Raw genomic sequence first — 16526 nt, forward strand, 5'->3', positions numbered from 1 at the left:
CTCGCCGGCGACACGCGCCTGGCCAGCTTGCTTTTCGTTATCGGCCAGGCAATCGCCTTAGCCGGCCGATGGAGCCTTGGGCTTACCCGGCATATCCATCATGCAGTCAGCCGCGCTCATCTTCATCATGGCGCAGTTGCAGTTCGCCATTGCGGTGCCGCTGTCCCTGACCCAGACGCGAACCTGAGACGGAAGGTTGGACTTGTTGGGTCCGGGAGTCGGGCGGGATTGCCATTCCCAATGGCCACCGGCGGTTTGGTGCGCCGAAGCAACGGAAGCGCCTGCGAGTGCCGCTGCAACGGCAGCGAGCGTCAAAATAGTCTTCATGTCGGTAATCCTTGATTGAACTGCGAGGTGACGCGCCGCGAACACGGGTTCGCGAGTGCGCCGCTGGGGTTCAGCCAAGGTGTGTGGGTGGTTCCGGCTCAGGACCGGTGTCGCGGCCGACTAGCGGCGTTGCCGGGACAAGGCCAAGGAGTGCAGCGCGAAAATCAGGTACCGGACCGGACGCCACTGGCGGCATTAGTGCAAAAGGCACGGCGCAGCCCATCTTGGCAGCGCAGTCCGGTGTCATTCCCTTGCATGGTTTCACTGGTTGCGGAGCCGGCTTGGTCAGCCCCACCATCTTAGCGCAATCGGGGTCCATCGGCGCGGCGGCGACGGCCCGGTCGAACTTCGCGGCCGGCATGGCATGCGCAAAGGCTGTAGCTTGGCCGATCAGGCCAAACAATGCAGTCAGGAGCAGAGCCATGGTAAGCCAACGCTTCATGGGTACCGCTATAACATGGCGTTGTGGGTTCGAGTCAATTCATCTGATTCTGCGGTCACCGAGGCTGTTCGCGCGAAATTGACTGCTATGGTGTGCTAAGTTTGACTCACCCAGTGGCGGACCTTCGTTCGGGAGCGAGACCGCCCGGTCCAGGGGAGAGCTGGCTTGGAATATGCGTTCCATCGCCATCATAAAAAAAGAAGACGGCCGCCATGGCCGTTTCGTCGCCCGAATCGATGGTATCGATGCTTTCGCAGAGCTTACGTTCACACGCCGTGGGCCTGCTTTGATTAGCGTCGACCACACCGAGGCTCCCGATGCGCTCAGAGGCACCGGTGCAACCGCCGCTCTCGTGGACTACCTGATCAGCGACGCGCGAGAGTCGGGCTTCCGCATTATTCCGATATGTCCATATGTTCGGGCACGTTACATCAAGCATCCCGAGTGGCAGGACGTCATGACGGTCGCTCCGGGGGAAACGCCCGCCATTGTGAAAGGATGTGAGCCGTGATTCGACTGGTCGGCATAACTGGCAGCCTGCGCCGAGCGTCCTACAATACCGCTTTGCTCAACAACATTGCGGAGCTTCTCCCTGACGGGGTGTCGCTAGAGGTACGGACCCTTCACGGCATTCCGCTTTACGATGGCGACGAGGAGGCAGCGCATGGCATTCCTGCCGCCGTTATTAGCCTCAAGGAGGCCATCGCGGCGGCGGACGGCGTGGTTCTCGCGACGCCCGAGTACAACAACGGAATCCCCGGCGTATTCAAGAATGCGATCGACTGGATCTCGCGCCCACCCGGAGACGCTGGCCGCGTGTTCAAGGGACGCCCTTTTGCCCTGATGGGTGCCTCACCAGGAGGTTTCGGAACGATCCTCTCGCAGAACCATTGGTTGCCCGTCCTGCGCACCCTTGGGGTACAGCTATGGACTGGCGGACGCCTGATGGTCTCGCGCGCCGGCCAGATCTTCGATGCAGACGGGGCCATCTCCGACCCCGAGATGCGCGAGCAACTCCGTCTATATCTGGCAGGGTTCACCGACTTTATGACCAAGAGTCCCCGTTGATCTCGAAGTGGCAATTGCCGGTCGGCGTTTGCACGAACCGAATGGGGTTCAAATTGCGTAATTCGTCTTGTCAGGTAGCGAAATCACCTTGAGCTATGATAGCGGACTTAACTCAAGTGCGGCGGCTTCCGCGTTGGCTTGAAGTTGCGCCACAGATTTGCAGCCTGGAATAACCGCTGTAACGACTGGCGACTTAATCGCCCATGCTAAGGCCCAGGCGGCGACGGACATGCCGGCGGGGACTTCCTCGCGTTGGATCCGCTCGACGGCGCGAAGTTTGTCGCGCAGCACATCGGCCTGCCAAGCAGTTGAACGCCAGTCGCTCAAGTCGCCGAATGTGGAGCCAGGCGCGTACTTGCCCGACAGCAGGCCATTTGAGAGAGGCTCTCTGGCCAGGAGCCCCAGGTCCTGTTCGCGGACCGACTGGAAGATATCGTCCTCGGGGCCACGATCGAGGCGATTGTAGACCACCTGGATGACCGAAACGCCGACGTCCGTTGAACGCGCTGTCTGGTAGACATTACGATTGTCACCGATTGAATTGCCAAGATAACGAATCTTGCCGGCGCTTACTTGTTTGTCGAGCATCGTCCACAATTCGTCCTGGTCGAAAGCCGCATCGTCGCCCGAGTGAAACTGGTAGAGATCGATGTAGTCGGTGCGCAGCGCCCGCAGCGAGGCGTCAAGCTGCTCGATCACCTGCTGCGGCGACCAGCGTTCGCTGCGGTCGAGGTGGCCGTGAAAGTGATGACCGAACTTGGTTGCAACGATCCACGATGCGCGGTCACGCTCGATTGCTTGACCGACCAGCGATTCGGATAAGTGGTCACCGTAACACTCAGCCGTATCGATGAAGTTGATTCCCAGGTCCTTTGCCTTGTCGATGATCGTCGCAACGTCTTTGGGCGCGAAGGTCTGGCCCCATTCGCCGCCAAACTGCCAGGTGCCTAGTCCAACGACTGATATGTCCAGTCCTGTTTTGCCAAGTCTGCGGCGCTTCATGGGTGACCTCCGTGATGGTCAGGCGAAAGCCTTGTGGGTGCTGCAACATGGCATGCCATGAGGCGCGCAACGGCGTGTCTCGGCATGAAAGAGCGCCGAACAAGCTTGCGCATTGGAACCCTACGCAGCCGGCGTCGATCGCCCAGGACGCACTTGTTGCGATGTTGGTGTTGATGCAATCGATTTCGTGCGTGGCTGGCTCCGCATTCGTTTGCAGTGGACATCGGTGCCGCTAGAACACGGCTGATAGATCGGCCTCTCCTGTGCCGGCACAATCAATCGCGGAAATCAGGTGTTCAATTCTTCGGATAGGGCAAGACCGGACACCATGCGATTGATCTTGCCCGAGCTCCTGCCCAGCGGCGATCCACTTCGCTATTAATGCTATTGCGAATCATTCTCATATAACGTAGCGCCCGTTTACACCATTCGGGAGCGAACCTAATGCGCAGAATTGCAATGCTTCTGGCGGCGACCGCGCTGTCGAGCGCTACACCCGCGCTGGCGGACCAGGCCTCGCAGGATGCCGAAATCCTGTCGCTGAGGGCGCAGGTTGCCAAGCAAAAGGAGCAACTGGCGGCTCAAGAAGCGCAACTGGCTTCGCAGGAGGCCCGCCTGCAACGCATCGAAGCGACGATCCAACCGCCGGCGGCTTCCCCGGCTCAACCCGCGGCGATCTCGGCAACGACCGCAGCCGGAAGCGCTGCGCCGTCCACAGCCTCACAGCCCACGGTTGCGGTTGGCGACACGAGACCGGTCACCGCGTCTGGTTCGGACACGACCATCGGTGGCTACGGCGAGATCACCTACAACGGTTATCTCAAGGACAGCAGCCGCAACCAGGCCGATCTCAAGCGCCTGGTGTTGTTCGTTGGCCACAAGTTCAGCGACAAGTTGAGCTTCACCAGCGAAATCGAGGTCGAGCATGCCGTCGCCAGTTCGGGTGACCAGGGCGAGGTCGCGATCGAGCAGGCCTACCTTGATTACTCCTTCAGCCCTGCGGCGAACCTCAAGGCCGGCCTGTTCCTGATGCCGTTCGGGTTCCTCAACCGCAATCACGAGCCGCCGGTGTTCTACGGGGTCGAGCGCAACGAGGTCGAGACGCGGATCATCCCGTCGACCTGGCGCGAAGGCGGGATCGGTCTATATGGCATTACACCCTTTGGCCTCAGTTACGATGTCGGCGTCACGACCGGCTTCAATGTCGCCAGGTTCGACGATCCCGGCGCACCGCTCGCAGGATCACACCAGGAACTCCAGCTCGCCAAGGCGTCGAGCTTGTCATTCTACGGTTCGCTCGAGTACCAAGGCATTCCGGGCTTGCTGCTCGGCGGCGCGGCCTTCACCGGCAACGCCACCCACAACAACGCCGATTTCAAGGCCGACAACAGCCTGCCGGATTTCGCGGGTGTTACCTCGCGGGTCACGCTGTGGGATGTCCACGGCCGCTGGCAGCACCGCGGATTCGATCTCCAGGCCCTTTACGCGCACGGCACGATCAGCCGGTCCGCCGCGCTCGGCACTGTGGTCGAAAACTACAACACCGCCACCGGCGCCGATCTGCCCGTCGCTCCCTCGGCGTTCTACGGCTGGTATATTCAGGGCGCCTACAGCATCCCGCTGGGCAGTGTCGCCACCCTCGACCCGTTCGTGCGCTACGAGCAGTTCGACAGCCAGGCGCGACTGCCGCTGGGGCTGGCCTCCGATCCGGTCAACCGCGACCGGATATTCACCGGTGGGTTCTCGTTTCACCCGCTGCGTGAGGTGGTGGTCAAGATCGACTACCAGAAGTTCTTCGAAAACGAGGCCAACGATCGGATCAATCTTGGCATTGGCTACATGTTCTGACCACGAGGCGAATCCAGCATGAATATCTTCCATGGCCGTTTCGGCGGCAATCTCTTCTCCGGCTTCCTCGCGTTGGGCGCTGTCGCGGCGTTTCCGGGCGCGGCCCATGCCGACGAGAACTTGTTTGGCTACAACACCGGCGCCGAAACCCTGCCCAAGGGTTCCGGTGAGATCTATGTCTTCAACACGCTGCGCTCGGACAAGGGGCAAGGCACCTACCGGGCGCTCGATACCGAGATCGAGGGCGAATATGGCGTCACCGACCGGATCACCGTCTCGGCCGCCGCGAGCTTCCTCACGATCAAAACCAATGGCCTGCTGATCGACGGCTATCTGCCAGCGCCGATCGACAAGGGGCCGCGTTTTTCGGGGCTCGAGGTCAAGTCGAAGTTCAACATACTCAGTCCCGCGCTCGACGACTTCGGGCTCGCCGTCATTACCTCGGCCGAATGGAAGCGGCTCGATCCGCACAGCGGCCAGCTCAAGACCGAGTACGAGGGCAAAGTCGTGATCGCCGCGCAGAAGTACTTCCGCCAGGGCCAGATCGTCTGGGTCGGCAATCTCGGCCTCAAGGCCGGCCACGAAACGCGGGCGCCAATTGCCAACCTGCCGGCGGGCTTCGACTGGCCGACCACGCCCGAGATGGAGATCGAGCTCAGCGCGGGAACCGGCCTCAGCTACCGCGTCGCGCCGGGCTGGTTCGTCGGTGCGGAAACCCACTATACCTCGGAATACGAGACCGAAGTCGGTCAGGAACGCTGGTCGCTGTTTGCCGGACCGACGATCCACTATGGCGGCGAGAAGTTCTGGGCCACGCTCACCTGGTTCCCGCAGATCAAGGGCGGCGGCGAACGCTACCCCGGGCAGACCGACACCGGGTTGCATCTGATCGAGAAGACCAAGACCGAGTTCCGGTTCAAGCTGGGCATCAATTTCTGATTGGGAGCTTTCGATGACACGCTTCACATGGGCCAGCCTGTTCGCCGTCCCGGTGCTCGCCGCCTCGTCGAGCGCGATCGCCGCCGATTACCTGACGGTGGCGCAGGCACAGCATATCCTCGTTCCGCAGGCTGACGCCTTCGCGGCCTTTCCGGTGACCCTGTCTCCTGCGCAGCTGACGCAAATCCGTCAGATATCGGGGGTTCCCCAGCGCACCGCCCAACCGCGCGTGTGGCGCGCAACATCGGGCGGCAGGCTGGCTGGCTGGGTGATCGTCGATGAGGTGATCGGCAAGCATGAGTATATCACCTATGCCACCGGCATATCGCCCGACGGACACGTGCTCGGGGTCGAAATTCTGAGCTACCGCGAAAGCAAAGGCGGGCAGGTCCGCGATGTTCGGTGGCGCAGCCTGTTCCGGGGCAAAACCGTGCGCGACAAGTTCAAGCTCAATCAGGACATCCCAAACATTTCCGGAGCGACGCTCTCCTCGCGCAACATCACCGACGGAGTGAAGAGGCTCCTCGCCATTCACGCGGTCGCTTTGGCGCAGGTGCGATAGGCGTGCAAACCCGCTGCCAGCCCCTACTCGGCACGCTCGTCGAGATCACCGTTCCGGACGCAGGGGCGGGAGCGATCGACGGTGCATTTGCGGCGATTGCGCAGGTGCAGACCCGCATGTCGTTCCACGACGAGGACAGCGACCTGGCGATGCTCAGGAACGCAGGTCCCGGCGAAGCCGTCGAAGTCGCGCCCGAGACCTTGGAAGTGCTGGGGATCGCGCTCGAGCTGCATCGCAACACGAACGGTCTGTTCGATGTCACGATCGGCCGGGAACTGGTTCGTGACGGATTTCTTCCCCAGCCGGAGGGGCCGGAGGCTTCGCACTGTTCGGGAACGTCGGCGGACATTGAGATCGTCGATGACCGCCGGGTCCGCTGCCATGAGCCGATGCTCATCGACCTTGGCGGCATAGCCAAGGGATTTGCCGTCGACCGGGCAGTTGCCGCACTAGAGGCTGCTGGTGTCACCGAAGGCCTGGTCAATGCAGGCGGCGACTTGCGGATGTTCGGCGCGCGCGACTGGACCGTGGGCCTGCGCGACGGTGATGGAAAGGTGCGGGAACGGATTGCTCTGGCCGATTGCGCCATCGCGAGTTCCGCCAATGCCGGAAGTAGCCACCGGCGCCAGAGCCGCCTTTTCGCCCCGCACTTCGGCGCGGGCCGCGCGCCGGTGGCGGTCCCCACCCGGGTCAGCGTTATCGCGGATCGCTGCGTGATCGCCGACGCCCTGACCAAGGTTGCCATCGCGGCGCCCGCGAGCTCGCAGTGGATTGCCGCAAGCTACGGCGCGCGGATCCTGCGCGAATCCGCGCTCGAAAAGGCCGCCTGATGGTTCATCGGCGCACCGCCAAGCTTGCCGGCTGGCAGATCTGGCTACTCAGCCTCAGCGGCGTGGCCTTGTGGCTGAGCGGCGCGGCTTGGCTCTTGCTTCACTACTATGGTCAACAACCAGGCGAGTTCGGGCCGGAGATGAACCCGCTCGAACCGTGGATGATGAAGCTTCACGGTCTGGTTCTGATACCCGCGCTTCTCGGGATCGGCGGAATGCTGGTCGTGCACATTCCCAAGGGCTGGGCCTACGTCCACCAGCGGATCGCTGGCATCGCGCTTTGCGCGGTCCTCGGCGTGCTGATCGCCAGCGGCTACATGCTCTATTACGTCGGCGACGAACTGGTGCGCGACTGGACAAGCATGGTTCACTGGATCATCGGCCTAGTCCTGCCAGCCGTTTTCTTGTGGCATTACCTCAATGGCTTGCTCGTGCGGCGGCGAAAGGCCGGAAGCGGTCGAGACCGCGTTGCGAGTCCGGGAGCACAGATCTGAAATTTGCAGAATGTTCGAGTACGCACCGTGCGTTCCCACTTGCCCAAAGGAAACGCGCTTCGGTTTTCCAGCCGATCCCGCACCGAGTGCAATCGTCTTAGCCGATGCACATCTGGTCGTATTGCAGTGCAATAATTTAACTTCAATGCTCAGATCGATGTTAACCCTTCGGTCATAACGTGATCTGCAAGCGGGTTGATTATAAAGGCAAAGGGGTCGCGATGTACAAGGTAATAGGGGGCGTTCGCGCCGCGCCGACTGAGTGCGACGAGAGAGAGGCGGGGCCTCGAAACTTGCTTCGGCGTTCGCGGCTCAAATCCGCAAAATGCGCCTTCACGACCCGCAGGGTCGATTTCTCGGTCGCGACCAACCTTGTCCGCGATGGAACGCCGCGAGCGGGCGATTTGGTTCTCGCGGCGGTAACATCGATCGGCAAGCACACGCGTCTGGAATCGCCCCAGGGTCGGCGGATGCACCTGTACGAAGGCGACGAAATAATCGTCGCCTATGGCGCTCGCTATGCCCCCGACCAGTTTGAGGCGAGTGTGCCCGATGGGCTTGGTGAATGCGATCTTGTTGCCAGCGGCGGCGTGGCGGCCCACGTCATCGCGCGTCATGCCGCAACTGGCCGTCCGACCCGGATAGCGCCGATCGGCCTTATCGCCGACAAGCACGGCGACGTGCTCAACCTTGCCCGGTTCGCCCTGCCAGACTGCGAAATTCCGCTGTCCGCGCCCCGGGTGGTGGTGATTGCCGGCAGCACGATGAATGCCGGCAAGACCACAACGGCTTCCAGCCTGATCTATGGCCTGTCCCGGGCGGGGCTGATCGTTGAGGCGGCAAAGGTTACCGGGACCGGTTCAGGACTGGATGTCTGGAGCATGCTCGATTCAGGCGCGCGATCGGTTCACGATTTTACCGATATGGGTCATGCCTCGACCGCCGGACTCGACCTGACTACGATTGAAAGTATTGCCCTGTCACTCATCGCCCACTGTGCCGCAAGCCGGCCCGATGTCGTGGTGATCGAAGTAGCCGACGGACTGTTCCAGCGCGAAACCGGGGCACTTCTGGAATCAGCCAGGTTTCGCGCGGCGATCGATGGCATAGTATTCGCAGCGGGCGACGCGTTGAGCGCAGTTGGCGGGCGCGATTGGCTGGAGCTTCGCGGACATCGCATTCTTGGAATATCCGGCCAGGTCAGCGCCTCGCCTCTGGCCAGCAGGGAAGCCGAAGCCAGGCTGGGCCTTCCCGTCTACACCAAAGCCTGCTTGCGCAATCGCGAGATCGCCCCGCAAATAGCCTTTGCCGCAGACCCGGTCTGTCTGGTTGGCTAAAGTTCTGCCTCGGTTGCTGGCCAATGGGCGGGGCGGCCAGCTCGCCGCGCTCCTTGTTGTGGCGATCGCGCAGCTTGCGGCAGCCATTTTCGCTGCCCGCGGGATGCACCTTGCGATTGACGGACGCCTCAAGGCAAGCTGGGCCTTGCCGGCGATTGCCGGAGTTGCGCTTTGCGCCCTGCTGCTTGATGGGGTCCAGCGTCGGCTTTGCGAGGGTCTTGGGCAAGCCTACGTCAACGAGGTGCGGGACACCCTGTTCGAACACATTCTCTCTGTTGAAAGTGATACCCTGCAACGCCGCCGGCACGGTGCAATGCTCCAGGCCTTCGTCGGCGATCTTACTGCATTGCGGCTTTGGGTCAGCGAAGGGATCATGCGCGGAGCCATCGCGCTGCTTGGCATCACGGGACTTCTGACATGGATGGCAACAGCCTCTCCGGTCGTTGCGGCCGCATTGCTTGTCCCGGTACTGGCTGCGATTGCCGCCGGCGTTCTGCTGTTGCGGCCACTTGATCGGGCGGTGCGCGATGTCCGGCGCGCCAGAGGCAGGGTGGCCGGGTTTGCCTCCGAACGTTTGGCGGCGATTGCAACCGTACAGGCCAGTGGCAGGCTTCCGAGCGAAAGGGCCCGACTGCGCAATCGTGTCGGGAAGTTGACATCCGCCGTGCTGAGCCGCGCCTGGCTAACGGGCTTTCTACATGGGCTTCCCGCTCTGGCAGTCACACTGATGATGCTTGTCGTGGCGGAACTGGCCGGAGGCAGTTCATCTGGCCAGATTGCGGGACAGTTCGTCCTGATTGGCCTGCTTGGGCTGGTGCTGCGCGATCTGGCGCGCGCGGGGCAACTGATGATCCCCGGTCGTGTTTCGCGCGAGCGTATCGAAGCGTTACTTTCGCTTCCCCGCATGCAGTTTGGACCGGATCGCCCGATTGAAAGGCCAGTCGATGCCCACCTCGCTCTCGATCGGGTAGAGTTGCTACCCGGTATGCGTCCGGCCAGCGCAACCGCCCAGAATGGCCAGATCGTGTTAGTCGATGGCGACGCGAAATTGCGCCGAGCGCTATTCCGAACGCTGACCGGCCGGGCAAAACCGCACCGCGGCAAGCTGCTTTACGGCAATCACTGCCTTTCTGAAATGAGCGCCCGGCGGCGACGCCAAATAATCGGCTGTTACAGCCCGGAATTGCCGCTTCTGCGGGCAAGCACAAGATACAACGTTCGCTACCGGGCACCACAGGCGACCCGCGAGGAGGTCCATTCACTGGCATTGCGATTGGACTTCGATCCGGATGCGCGCGATCAGTCAACAGTTCGCATCTTGCTGGCACGTGCGCTGCTCGGCACCCCGCCAATCCTGGTTCTCGAATTGTCCGGCGCCGAGCTGGACCGCGACGACTACCGATTGCTGATCAAGGAAGTTGGCGATCACCCGGGCGTCGTGCTGATGACAACAGATCACGCCGAACTGCGCAATCTTGCCACGCAGCGCTGGGATATTGATCCGCGCGGCCTGACGGAGACGGCGCAGCCCCCGAAAGGCCCCTTGAGCCTGGTCCCGCCACACCAACGGGAGGTGAACACATGACGACGGTCCGGCTTTCAGTCGTTCCGGCCAATCGCGACGGCAAAGTGTTCGACAATCCGAAGTTCTTCAGGCTGCCCGGCGCGCCCGACGCGATGTTCTACGCCATCGTCCCTTCGACATATTCCGGCCAGCAGACACCGCTTGTTCTGGTCCACGGTATATCCCGCAACGCGATCGAGCTTCTCTGTCGGTTCGCGCCGGCAGCCCGGTTGCTCGGGATTCCGCTGATTGCACCCTATTTTCCGACCGCAAGTTACGATCAGTATCAGCAGGTTCGGAGCCGAAAATCTGGTCCCCAATCCGATCTGACATTGTTGGCAATTCTTGATTACGTCAGCGTTCAGTTCGGCGTCCCGGCCGATCGCATCGACATCTTCGGTTTTTCGGGTGGGGCGCAATTTGCGCATAGGTTCACGTTTCTCCATCCTGAGAAAGTGCGGACTTGCATCCCGGTTTCCGCCGGTTGGTACACGATGCCAGACCCTGCAAAACGGTGGCCCTATGGCCTGGCCGGGGCTCCGGAAGCGCTTAGCAGCGCTGCCATCCGCGCGGTTACCTTTCATGTAATGGTTGGACGCCGCGATTCACTCGACGACGCCGCGCTGCGAAGGTCGCCAGGTCTTGACCGCAGCCAGGGAACAAATCGCCTGGCGCGGGCGCGCAACTGGTTTCGCGCCATGCAAAGCTGGGACGTCAATGCCGAGAGTTCGTTCACAGTCCTGCCCAGGACGCGACACAGTTTCGAAAGCGCCCACCGGCGCGGCCTGGGCCCATTGGTATTCAATTTGCTGGGATATCCGGCAACAGATTCAGGAGAAGAAAATTGAAAAAGACAACAATATGCGTTGCGTCGCTATCGACTCTTGTTTTTGCCGCAGCGCCGGCATTCGCCAAGGACGACGTGACGGTCGATGACCGTGGCATCACCCTCGAAACCGGGCCGATCAAACTCAATATTGGTGGCCGAATTCACGTTGATGCGGCAGTGTTCGATAATCCAGCGACTGGCGAAAGCCGCATAACCGACGCCGATTTTCGCAGAGCCAGGGTAGAGCTGTCCGGACAGATCGGTGAGAGCGTGCGTTTCCGGGTCGATCGTGAATTTGCCGGCAACACCGCAGGCTGGCGCAACGTCTGGTTGCAGATCGAGCCAGTCAAAAATGTAGTGATCAGAGGGGGCAATTTTACGGTCCCGTTCAGCTCTGAAGATCTGCAAAGCTCCAATACGATACCATTTGCCGAGCGTTCGCTTGCCTCCACTCTGGCCCCGGGCTTCGGCCTTGGCGGTTCACTCTCGGCCCATGGCAATCGCTGGTCGGCCAGCGCCGGCTATTTTACCGATGCACTCGACAGCGAGGATGGACGCACTGCCGAACGGGGCGATGGCGTGGCAGGACGTCTGACGTTCTTGCCGGTCAAGTCCGGCGGTACAATGCTGCATTTCGGCGTCGCCGGCGAACATAGAACCTTCAATGCAACCGAATCGATCCGTTTCTCGGCCGACGCTGGCAGCAAACTTGCCCCAACCCTGATGGCGAGCGGCGGGATCGGCGACCTCGACAACTTGACCGCATGGACTGGAGAAGCCGCCGTTTCCTTCGGGCCGGTGTTGGTGCAAGGGTACGCGACGGGCGTGAAAATCGATCGGGTTCTTGGCTCCGATCTGAATTTCAATGGCCAGACGGTCCAGGCAAGCTGGCTGATCACAGGTGGTCGGTATGATTATTCGGAAAGCCAGGGTGTCTTCAACGGCCCACGCCTGCGCAAGGGCAAGGGTGCGGTCGAACTCGCGGCGCGCTATAGTCGGCTTGGCTTGACTGACGGCACAATTGCTGGGGGTGATGGCCGTGCGATTACGGCGGGAGCCAATTGGTACCTCAATCGCAACCTCCGCGTCATGGTCGACTACACCGACTCGCATGTCGATTTTCCCGGCATCGTCCCGAGCATCGACAACAAGGTAGGAGTTGCAAGATTGCAGGTCAGCTTCTGAGCGACAACGCGATCCAGCCTTGTTCCATAGAGGAGCGATCACTCGCGAACCCGCCCGATGCGGATATGCGTCGATTGTGGTGGCCGGATTGAACATCCTTGGTTGGGTCGGACGTGTGCAAGTTAGTGCCTAGCAATGACCGCTGCAGCCGGCGGCCGCAGCGGTCATTGCCGGTTCCCCAATCCGCATAGCTTCCTTCGTTCGTTGCAGTCCTAAAGTTCGATTTCGGTGCCGGTTAGCGCATCGAGGAGCGGGCAGCCCGTGAATTCGTCGCGGTCGCAAGCAGCAATGGACGCGGATAGCGCCGCTTCGATCCGTTTCAGATCGTCGAGGCGGGCGCGAACCGAGAGCAGATTGGTGGCGGCGATCTGTCGTGCGTCCGAGCACGATTGCGTGCTTGCCGCCGGGTCGGACCGCGACAGGTCGAGCAAGCTCCGAATCTCCTCGATCGAGAAACCCAGTCCGCGTGCGCGTTTAATAAAGCGCAGCCGAGCGATATCGGGCTCGGCATAAGTCCGATAGCGGCCTCGGCGTTCGGCCCGCGGCATGAGCGCGATCCGTTCGTAGTACCGGATCGTCTCGATGTTGCATTCGCAGATCCGCGAAAGCGTGCCGATCGCGATCGCTGGCAGAGCCATGCTTCTTCTCCAAAAAAAGACCTTGCGTCTGTAGCGGCTACAGACTGTAGAACAGGTCAGGCATTTGGCAAGGAGAGGGCGGTGGAAGATCGCGTACAGAGCGGATCGGACAAAATCGAGCGGCGCGGCGCGCTGGTCCTGACCCTCGGAGCAATAGGTTCTGCCTTCGGCGTGGCGGCCTGCTGCGCCCTGCCCATGCTCCTGGCAACCGCAGGAATCGGCACAGCCTGGCTGACCGGTATCGCGATGGTCTCTCTGCCCTACCGAAACGCGCTGATGATCATCAGCCTGCTCGCGCTGCTGGCTTCCGCGGCCCTACTGTGGCGGATCGAACGAAACGTCACCCGCTGCGGCGATGGGGCGGCCCGCACGCCGCGGTGGCAGCGGATGAGCCTGTTGGCCGGCCTGCTGGTTGGCATGGGTTTGCTCGCGGCCGGCTACCTCTATGCCTGAGCCGGCGATCGTCCTCGAGTCGACCCTGACCTGCCCCGTTTGCAGCGCATCCAGCGCCGAAACCATGCCCACCGATGCTTGCCGCTTTTTCTATGAATGCGCGGGCTGCGGGACCATGTTGCGCCCACTGCCGGGCGATTGCTGCGTATTCTGCTCCTACGGCACGGTCAAATGCCCGCCGATCCAGCAGGGTGGCGGCTGCGCTTCCTGCTGAACGATCAACCGCGGCGCGCGATCGCCGCAATCGTGTTCGCGGCCGAATTGGACTATGGTCGCTGGATTGCAGGTATTGGCCGAGTCCATGCGTCGGCGGCATCGGCGGCTTCAGGAGGTTTCGATGACAGAGAGCGAAAAGAAGACGGCGATCGGGATACTCAACCGGATCATGGAAGCCGAGCTGGCGGGCGTCGTTCGCTACACGCATTATTCGCTGATGGTCTACGGCTACAACCGGATACCGATCGTATCCTGGCTGGAAGGCAATGCGTCTGAGGGACTGGCACATGCCCGCAAGGCGGGCGAACTTGTCACCCTGCTCGGCGGGCACCCTTCGCTGCAGATCGGCCCGCTGCTCGAAACGGCAAGGCACGACATTGGCGACATCCTGCGCGAAAGCCTCGAACATGAAAAGCTGGCGCTTGCGATCTACTACGAATTGCTGGCAGCGGCGGAACAAGGCAAGTCGGTGCTGCTCGAGGAATATGCACGCGAGATGATCATGCTCGAGGAGCTGCATCTGGACGAAGTCAACAAGATGCTGCGCAAGCCAGGAGACGTTGAGGCATTCCGCGAGTGACAAGCGGCAACGCTTGATGGATCGAAGTCCGTCAAACCCGCGTCAAATGGTTCGCCGCTATCCATGCAGTCCGCGCAACTGACCGGCTAGATACCGGTTTGCGAGCTGCAGCGACGATGTGCGAATGGAGCGTCCACGCCTCACATAACCGGTCCGGGTCCACCTGATCGGGTTCAGGGCTACTCTGCGGCCGACGCCCATTTCGGCAGTCTGCCAAGATCGCTCAGTTCGGCGCGTACCACCCCGTTGAGCGCTTCGGGGAACAGTCGGGCCATGGCCCGCCACAGGGGATGCTCCTCGTCTATCTGTTCGTCGCTGCGCACGGCTTCGAAGATCTTTTTTGAGAGAGACTCGACCGCCAAGAGTGGGCTCAGCCGACTGTGGTCTATGAAGGTCTCGATCAGGCGACCGCAGTGCCGGAAATCTGCCGCCATCAGCTTGCTGTTGAGCATTTGCAGCACCGCGGTCTCGCCCTTGAACTTGGTGATATGGAGGACCGGCATGCCCTTGTCGGCGCTATGGGCGACCGAACACAAGATCGCGAACAGCATGGCGCTATGCGCCCTGGCTCGATCCGAACGCTGCGCCCAGAACTCGGCTTCCCATCCGGCGAGTCCCGGCACCTCATGTCCAAGAGCTTCCCATGGATTGGCAAAGGCATCGTGGTAGAATGGCCAGTCAGGCTTTTGCTTGCGCGCCTCGCGGAGCGCTTTCCACCATCGGTCCCGTTCCGTCCGGCTCCATGCCTCGAGGAGATCGCTGCGCCGGTCTTCCACGAAAACGCAACGCCCCGATTCCGTCCGCAGGTCATGGAGCGTGACAAGTCGGGGCGCAAGCCACCCGCCCTTGCCATCCTCCAGATGACAGTTGAGCATCAGGGTGCCTCGTTCCAGCGAGGCCGCTTCCGCCGCTTCGTCAAACACGAATGCATTGCCGCGCTGCATGGTGACGACGTCGTGGAACCCCTGCGGCATAGGGTGCTCGAGCATGTTGAAAATCCACACCAGTGCTACCCCCTCACGGTCATAGTGCAGATGACGTGCAGCTATTTCCGGCGCGAACGGTTTTGAGAGCTGGATTTCCAGGGCGAACCGGCCAAGGCTGCCCATCTCCACATAGACGTCAGGCCATCGCCCGCGCTGGTGGATTGCAGGACGCAGATAGGTATCAATCGCCGAATGCGAACAGCGCGGATCGGCTTTCGTCACTTCCTCGATGATCGCGCAAAGCCGCCGGTGCAGCGCTGATTCCTGATGCCCCTGATACTGGGCTGCCCGGGCATCGTCGGGACGCAGGTTGTTGCCGTCGTACCAAGGGCATTCCTTGCTGGCTTCCGGGAAGTGCGCGTACAAGGGAACATGGCTGTCACGTGTAGCTTGGGATCGGATAAACACGCCGCCTTCGCACAGCCTGCACTTCGCCAATGACCTGGTGCGATCCTGTCGCCGGCGCAGGTTGATCTGCGCACGTAGATGCTCCCAGCCGGCGCGGGGCATGGCCATCAACTGCTCGATACCGACCGCACCGCGAGGTAACTCGAAATCGGCAATCAGGATGGTGCGCTGGTGGCTCACTCTGCACCGCTCTCCGATCGGACCAGAGATTGCAGCAGCCGGAACATTGGGAGATCAGCGCCGTCTGGCATACCGATTGGCCTTGGCCAGCGGCAGCAAGCCTTGGGGATCGACCAGCAGGATCTTGGTCACGCCCTTCTCGTGCGCGCGTTCGCGAGCCAGATGCATCGTCGCCAGAGCTGGGAGTTCGAAGCCGCTCAACCTGCGCGGCCAGGCAATCTCGGCGGAAACCGGGCCAACCTGCTCCAGCGTCAGTTCTCCGACAATTGTTCCTCCCACCCCGCGCGGCTTGTCGATATGAACGACGAAAAAAGGTTCGCCGTCGCCGATCAGACCTGCATCGAAAACGACTTCCGCCATCGAATTCACCATCTGTGATTTAGAGAACCTTTGTAGAACACGGACCCGCGAAACACAAGGTTTGGCAGCGGAGTTCTTGAAGGAAATTCGTGCGCAAATGGATGTTCTTGCTGGACTTGCGGGGAAAGCCTTCCCCTGAACCGGAGCCGCCGCGCCGTCTCCGGCTACCCCTTCATGCGGGGACACCCCGCAACGCCCCGGGAAGCGGAGCGGGGCCGATGACGCGCTCTGTCCCGCCCGCCTGACGGCGCGCTCCTGAGGGCGCGACGTTTGATGAG

At 61.6% G+C, this 16526-nt stretch carries 18 protein-coding genes; 14 read left to right on the forward strand and 4 right to left on the reverse strand.

Going from position 1 to position 16526, the window contains the following annotated elements:
* Window positions 1–941 precede the first annotated feature (941 nt).
* Both B0I00_RS12570 and B0I00_RS12575 read left to right on the forward strand, forming a co-directional pair.
* A complete protein-coding gene (locus B0I00_RS12570; protein ID WP_100867707.1) occupies window positions 942–1280 on the forward strand; it encodes a GNAT family N-acetyltransferase in 339 nt (112 codons plus the stop codon).
* Window positions 1277–1837: an NADPH-dependent FMN reductase gene (locus tag B0I00_RS12575; protein WP_100867708.1), complete on the forward strand. Its 561-nt coding sequence runs from the start codon at window positions 1277–1279 to the stop codon at window positions 1835–1837. Before B0I00_RS12570 ends, B0I00_RS12575 begins: the two co-directional genes overlap by 4 nt.
* Window positions 1838–1930: 93 nt before the next feature.
* On the opposite strand, the gene B0I00_RS12580 is transcribed toward B0I00_RS12575, so the two are convergent.
* Window positions 1931–2839: an aldo/keto reductase gene (locus B0I00_RS12580; RefSeq protein WP_100867709.1), complete on the reverse strand. Its 909-nt coding sequence runs from the start codon at window positions 2837–2839 to the stop codon at window positions 1931–1933.
* A gap of 444 nt (window positions 2840–3283) precedes the next feature.
* Between B0I00_RS12580 and B0I00_RS12585 the strand changes: the two genes are divergently transcribed.
* The 9 genes from B0I00_RS12585 (at window position 3284) to B0I00_RS12620 (ending at window position 12427) form a co-directional block, all read left to right on the forward strand.
* A complete protein-coding gene (locus B0I00_RS12585) occupies window positions 3284–4687 on the forward strand; it encodes a porin (RefSeq protein WP_157812557.1) in 1404 nt (467 codons plus the stop codon).
* An 18-nt stretch (window positions 4688–4705) separates the two neighbouring features.
* Complete coding sequence (locus B0I00_RS12590; protein ID WP_198519232.1) at window positions 4706–5626, forward strand: DUF6662 family protein; 921 nt, start codon at window positions 4706–4708, stop codon at window positions 5624–5626.
* A gap of 13 nt (window positions 5627–5639) precedes the next feature.
* Window positions 5640–6188: an FMN-binding protein gene (locus tag B0I00_RS12595; RefSeq protein WP_100867711.1), complete on the forward strand. Its 549-nt coding sequence runs from the start codon at window positions 5640–5642 to the stop codon at window positions 6186–6188.
* A gap of 2 nt (window positions 6189–6190) precedes the next feature.
* On the forward strand, window positions 6191–7018 hold the full coding sequence (locus B0I00_RS12600; RefSeq protein ID WP_157812558.1) for an FAD:protein FMN transferase: 828 nt from the start codon (window positions 6191–6193) through the stop codon (window positions 7016–7018).
* Window positions 7018–7512: a hypothetical protein gene (locus tag B0I00_RS12605; protein WP_100867712.1), complete on the forward strand. Its 495-nt coding sequence runs from the start codon at window positions 7018–7020 to the stop codon at window positions 7510–7512. Before B0I00_RS12600 ends, B0I00_RS12605 begins: the two co-directional genes overlap by 1 nt.
* Window positions 7513–7805: 293 nt before the next feature.
* Window positions 7806–8849, forward strand: a complete 1044-nt coding sequence (locus B0I00_RS12610) for a P-loop NTPase family protein (RefSeq protein ID WP_100867713.1) — start codon at window positions 7806–7808, stop codon at window positions 8847–8849.
* A 58-nt stretch (window positions 8850–8907) separates the two neighbouring features.
* Window positions 8908–10434: an ABC transporter transmembrane domain-containing protein gene (locus B0I00_RS12615; protein ID WP_269800243.1), complete on the forward strand. Its 1527-nt coding sequence runs from the start codon at window positions 8908–8910 to the stop codon at window positions 10432–10434.
* Window positions 10431–11261 carry an alpha/beta fold hydrolase gene (locus B0I00_RS17070; protein ID WP_157812560.1) on the forward strand — a complete coding sequence of 277 codons (831 nt, stop codon included), beginning with the start codon at window positions 10431–10433 and terminating at the stop codon, window positions 11259–11261. Before B0I00_RS12615 ends, B0I00_RS17070 begins: the two co-directional genes overlap by 4 nt.
* Window positions 11258–12427 (forward strand): OprO/OprP family phosphate-selective porin, encoded by a 1170-nt coding sequence (locus tag B0I00_RS12620; RefSeq protein ID WP_157812561.1) that lies wholly within the window; start codon window positions 11258–11260, stop codon window positions 12425–12427. The genes B0I00_RS17070 and B0I00_RS12620 overlap by 4 nt, the downstream gene beginning before the upstream one ends.
* Window positions 12428–12639: 212 nt before the next feature.
* Here B0I00_RS12620 and B0I00_RS12625 read toward each other — a convergent pair whose 3' ends face one another.
* Window positions 12640–13065, reverse strand: coding sequence for a MerR family transcriptional regulator (locus B0I00_RS12625; protein ID WP_100867716.1), 426 nt, complete (start codon window positions 13063–13065; stop codon window positions 12640–12642).
* 81 nt (window positions 13066–13146) lie between these two features.
* Between B0I00_RS12625 and B0I00_RS12630 the strand changes: the two genes are divergently transcribed.
* The 3 genes from B0I00_RS12630 to B0I00_RS12640 all read left to right on the forward strand — a co-directional run bounded on the left by B0I00_RS12630 (window position 13147) and on the right by B0I00_RS12640 (window position 14314).
* Window positions 13147–13518 carry a mercuric reductase gene (locus B0I00_RS12630; protein ID WP_232730229.1) on the forward strand — a complete coding sequence of 124 codons (372 nt, stop codon included), beginning with the start codon at window positions 13147–13149 and terminating at the stop codon, window positions 13516–13518.
* Window positions 13511–13732 carry a GDCCVxC domain-containing (seleno)protein gene (locus B0I00_RS17365; RefSeq protein WP_100867717.1) on the forward strand — a complete coding sequence of 74 codons (222 nt, stop codon included), beginning with the start codon at window positions 13511–13513 and terminating at the stop codon, window positions 13730–13732. The genes B0I00_RS12630 and B0I00_RS17365 overlap by 8 nt, the downstream gene beginning before the upstream one ends.
* A 123-nt stretch (window positions 13733–13855) precedes the next feature.
* The gene (locus B0I00_RS12640; protein ID WP_100867799.1) at window positions 13856–14314 is read left to right on the forward strand and encodes a ferritin-like domain-containing protein; all 459 of its coding nucleotides are present in this window, start codon (window positions 13856–13858) and stop codon (window positions 14312–14314) included.
* A gap of 179 nt (window positions 14315–14493) precedes the next feature.
* Here B0I00_RS12640 and B0I00_RS12645 read toward each other — a convergent pair whose 3' ends face one another.
* Together B0I00_RS12645 and B0I00_RS12650 are read right to left on the reverse strand one after the other, a co-directional pair.
* A complete protein-coding gene (locus B0I00_RS12645) occupies window positions 14494–15888 on the reverse strand; it encodes a competence protein CoiA family protein (RefSeq protein WP_157812562.1) in 1395 nt (464 codons plus the stop codon).
* Between the two features lie 54 nt (window positions 15889–15942).
* The gene (locus B0I00_RS12650) at window positions 15943–16260 is read right to left on the reverse strand and encodes a hypothetical protein (RefSeq protein ID WP_100867719.1); all 318 of its coding nucleotides are present in this window, start codon (window positions 16258–16260) and stop codon (window positions 15943–15945) included.
* Between the last annotated feature and the right edge of the window lie 266 nt (window positions 16261–16526).

Source organism: Novosphingobium kunmingense (assembly GCF_002813245.1).
In the GTDB taxonomy this organism is placed as follows: Bacteria; Pseudomonadota; Alphaproteobacteria; order Sphingomonadales; family Sphingomonadaceae; genus Novosphingobium; species Novosphingobium kunmingense.

Excerpts from the sequence above, each read along its gene's own strand:
- B0I00_RS12605 (WP_100867712.1), top strand. The coding sequence starts at position 7,018 with ATGGTTCATCGGCGCACCGCCAAGCTTGCCGGCTGGCAGATCTGGCTA.
- B0I00_RS12580 (WP_100867709.1), bottom strand. The coding sequence starts at position 2,839 with ATGAAGCGCCGCAGACTTGGCAAAACAGGACTGGACATATCAGTCGTT.
- B0I00_RS17365 (WP_100867717.1), top strand. The coding sequence starts at position 13,511 with ATGCCTGAGCCGGCGATCGTCCTCGAGTCGACCCTGACCTGCCCCGTT.
- B0I00_RS12650 (WP_100867719.1), bottom strand. The coding sequence starts at position 16,260 with ATGGTGAATTCGATGGCGGAAGTCGTTTTCGATGCAGGTCTGATCGGC.
- B0I00_RS12570 (WP_100867707.1), top strand. The coding sequence starts at position 942 with ATGCGTTCCATCGCCATCATAAAAAAAGAAGACGGCCGCCATGGCCGT.
- B0I00_RS12595 (WP_100867711.1), top strand. The coding sequence starts at position 5,640 with ATGACACGCTTCACATGGGCCAGCCTGTTCGCCGTCCCGGTGCTCGCC.
- B0I00_RS12585 (WP_157812557.1), top strand. The coding sequence starts at position 3,284 with ATGCGCAGAATTGCAATGCTTCTGGCGGCGACCGCGCTGTCGAGCGCT.
- B0I00_RS17070 (WP_157812560.1), top strand. The coding sequence starts at position 10,431 with ATGACGACGGTCCGGCTTTCAGTCGTTCCGGCCAATCGCGACGGCAAA.
- B0I00_RS12590 (WP_198519232.1), top strand. The coding sequence starts at position 4,706 with ATGAATATCTTCCATGGCCGTTTCGGCGGCAATCTCTTCTCCGGCTTC.
- B0I00_RS12640 (WP_100867799.1), top strand. The coding sequence starts at position 13,856 with ATGACAGAGAGCGAAAAGAAGACGGCGATCGGGATACTCAACCGGATC.
- B0I00_RS12625 (WP_100867716.1), bottom strand. The coding sequence starts at position 13,065 with ATGGCTCTGCCAGCGATCGCGATCGGCACGCTTTCGCGGATCTGCGAA.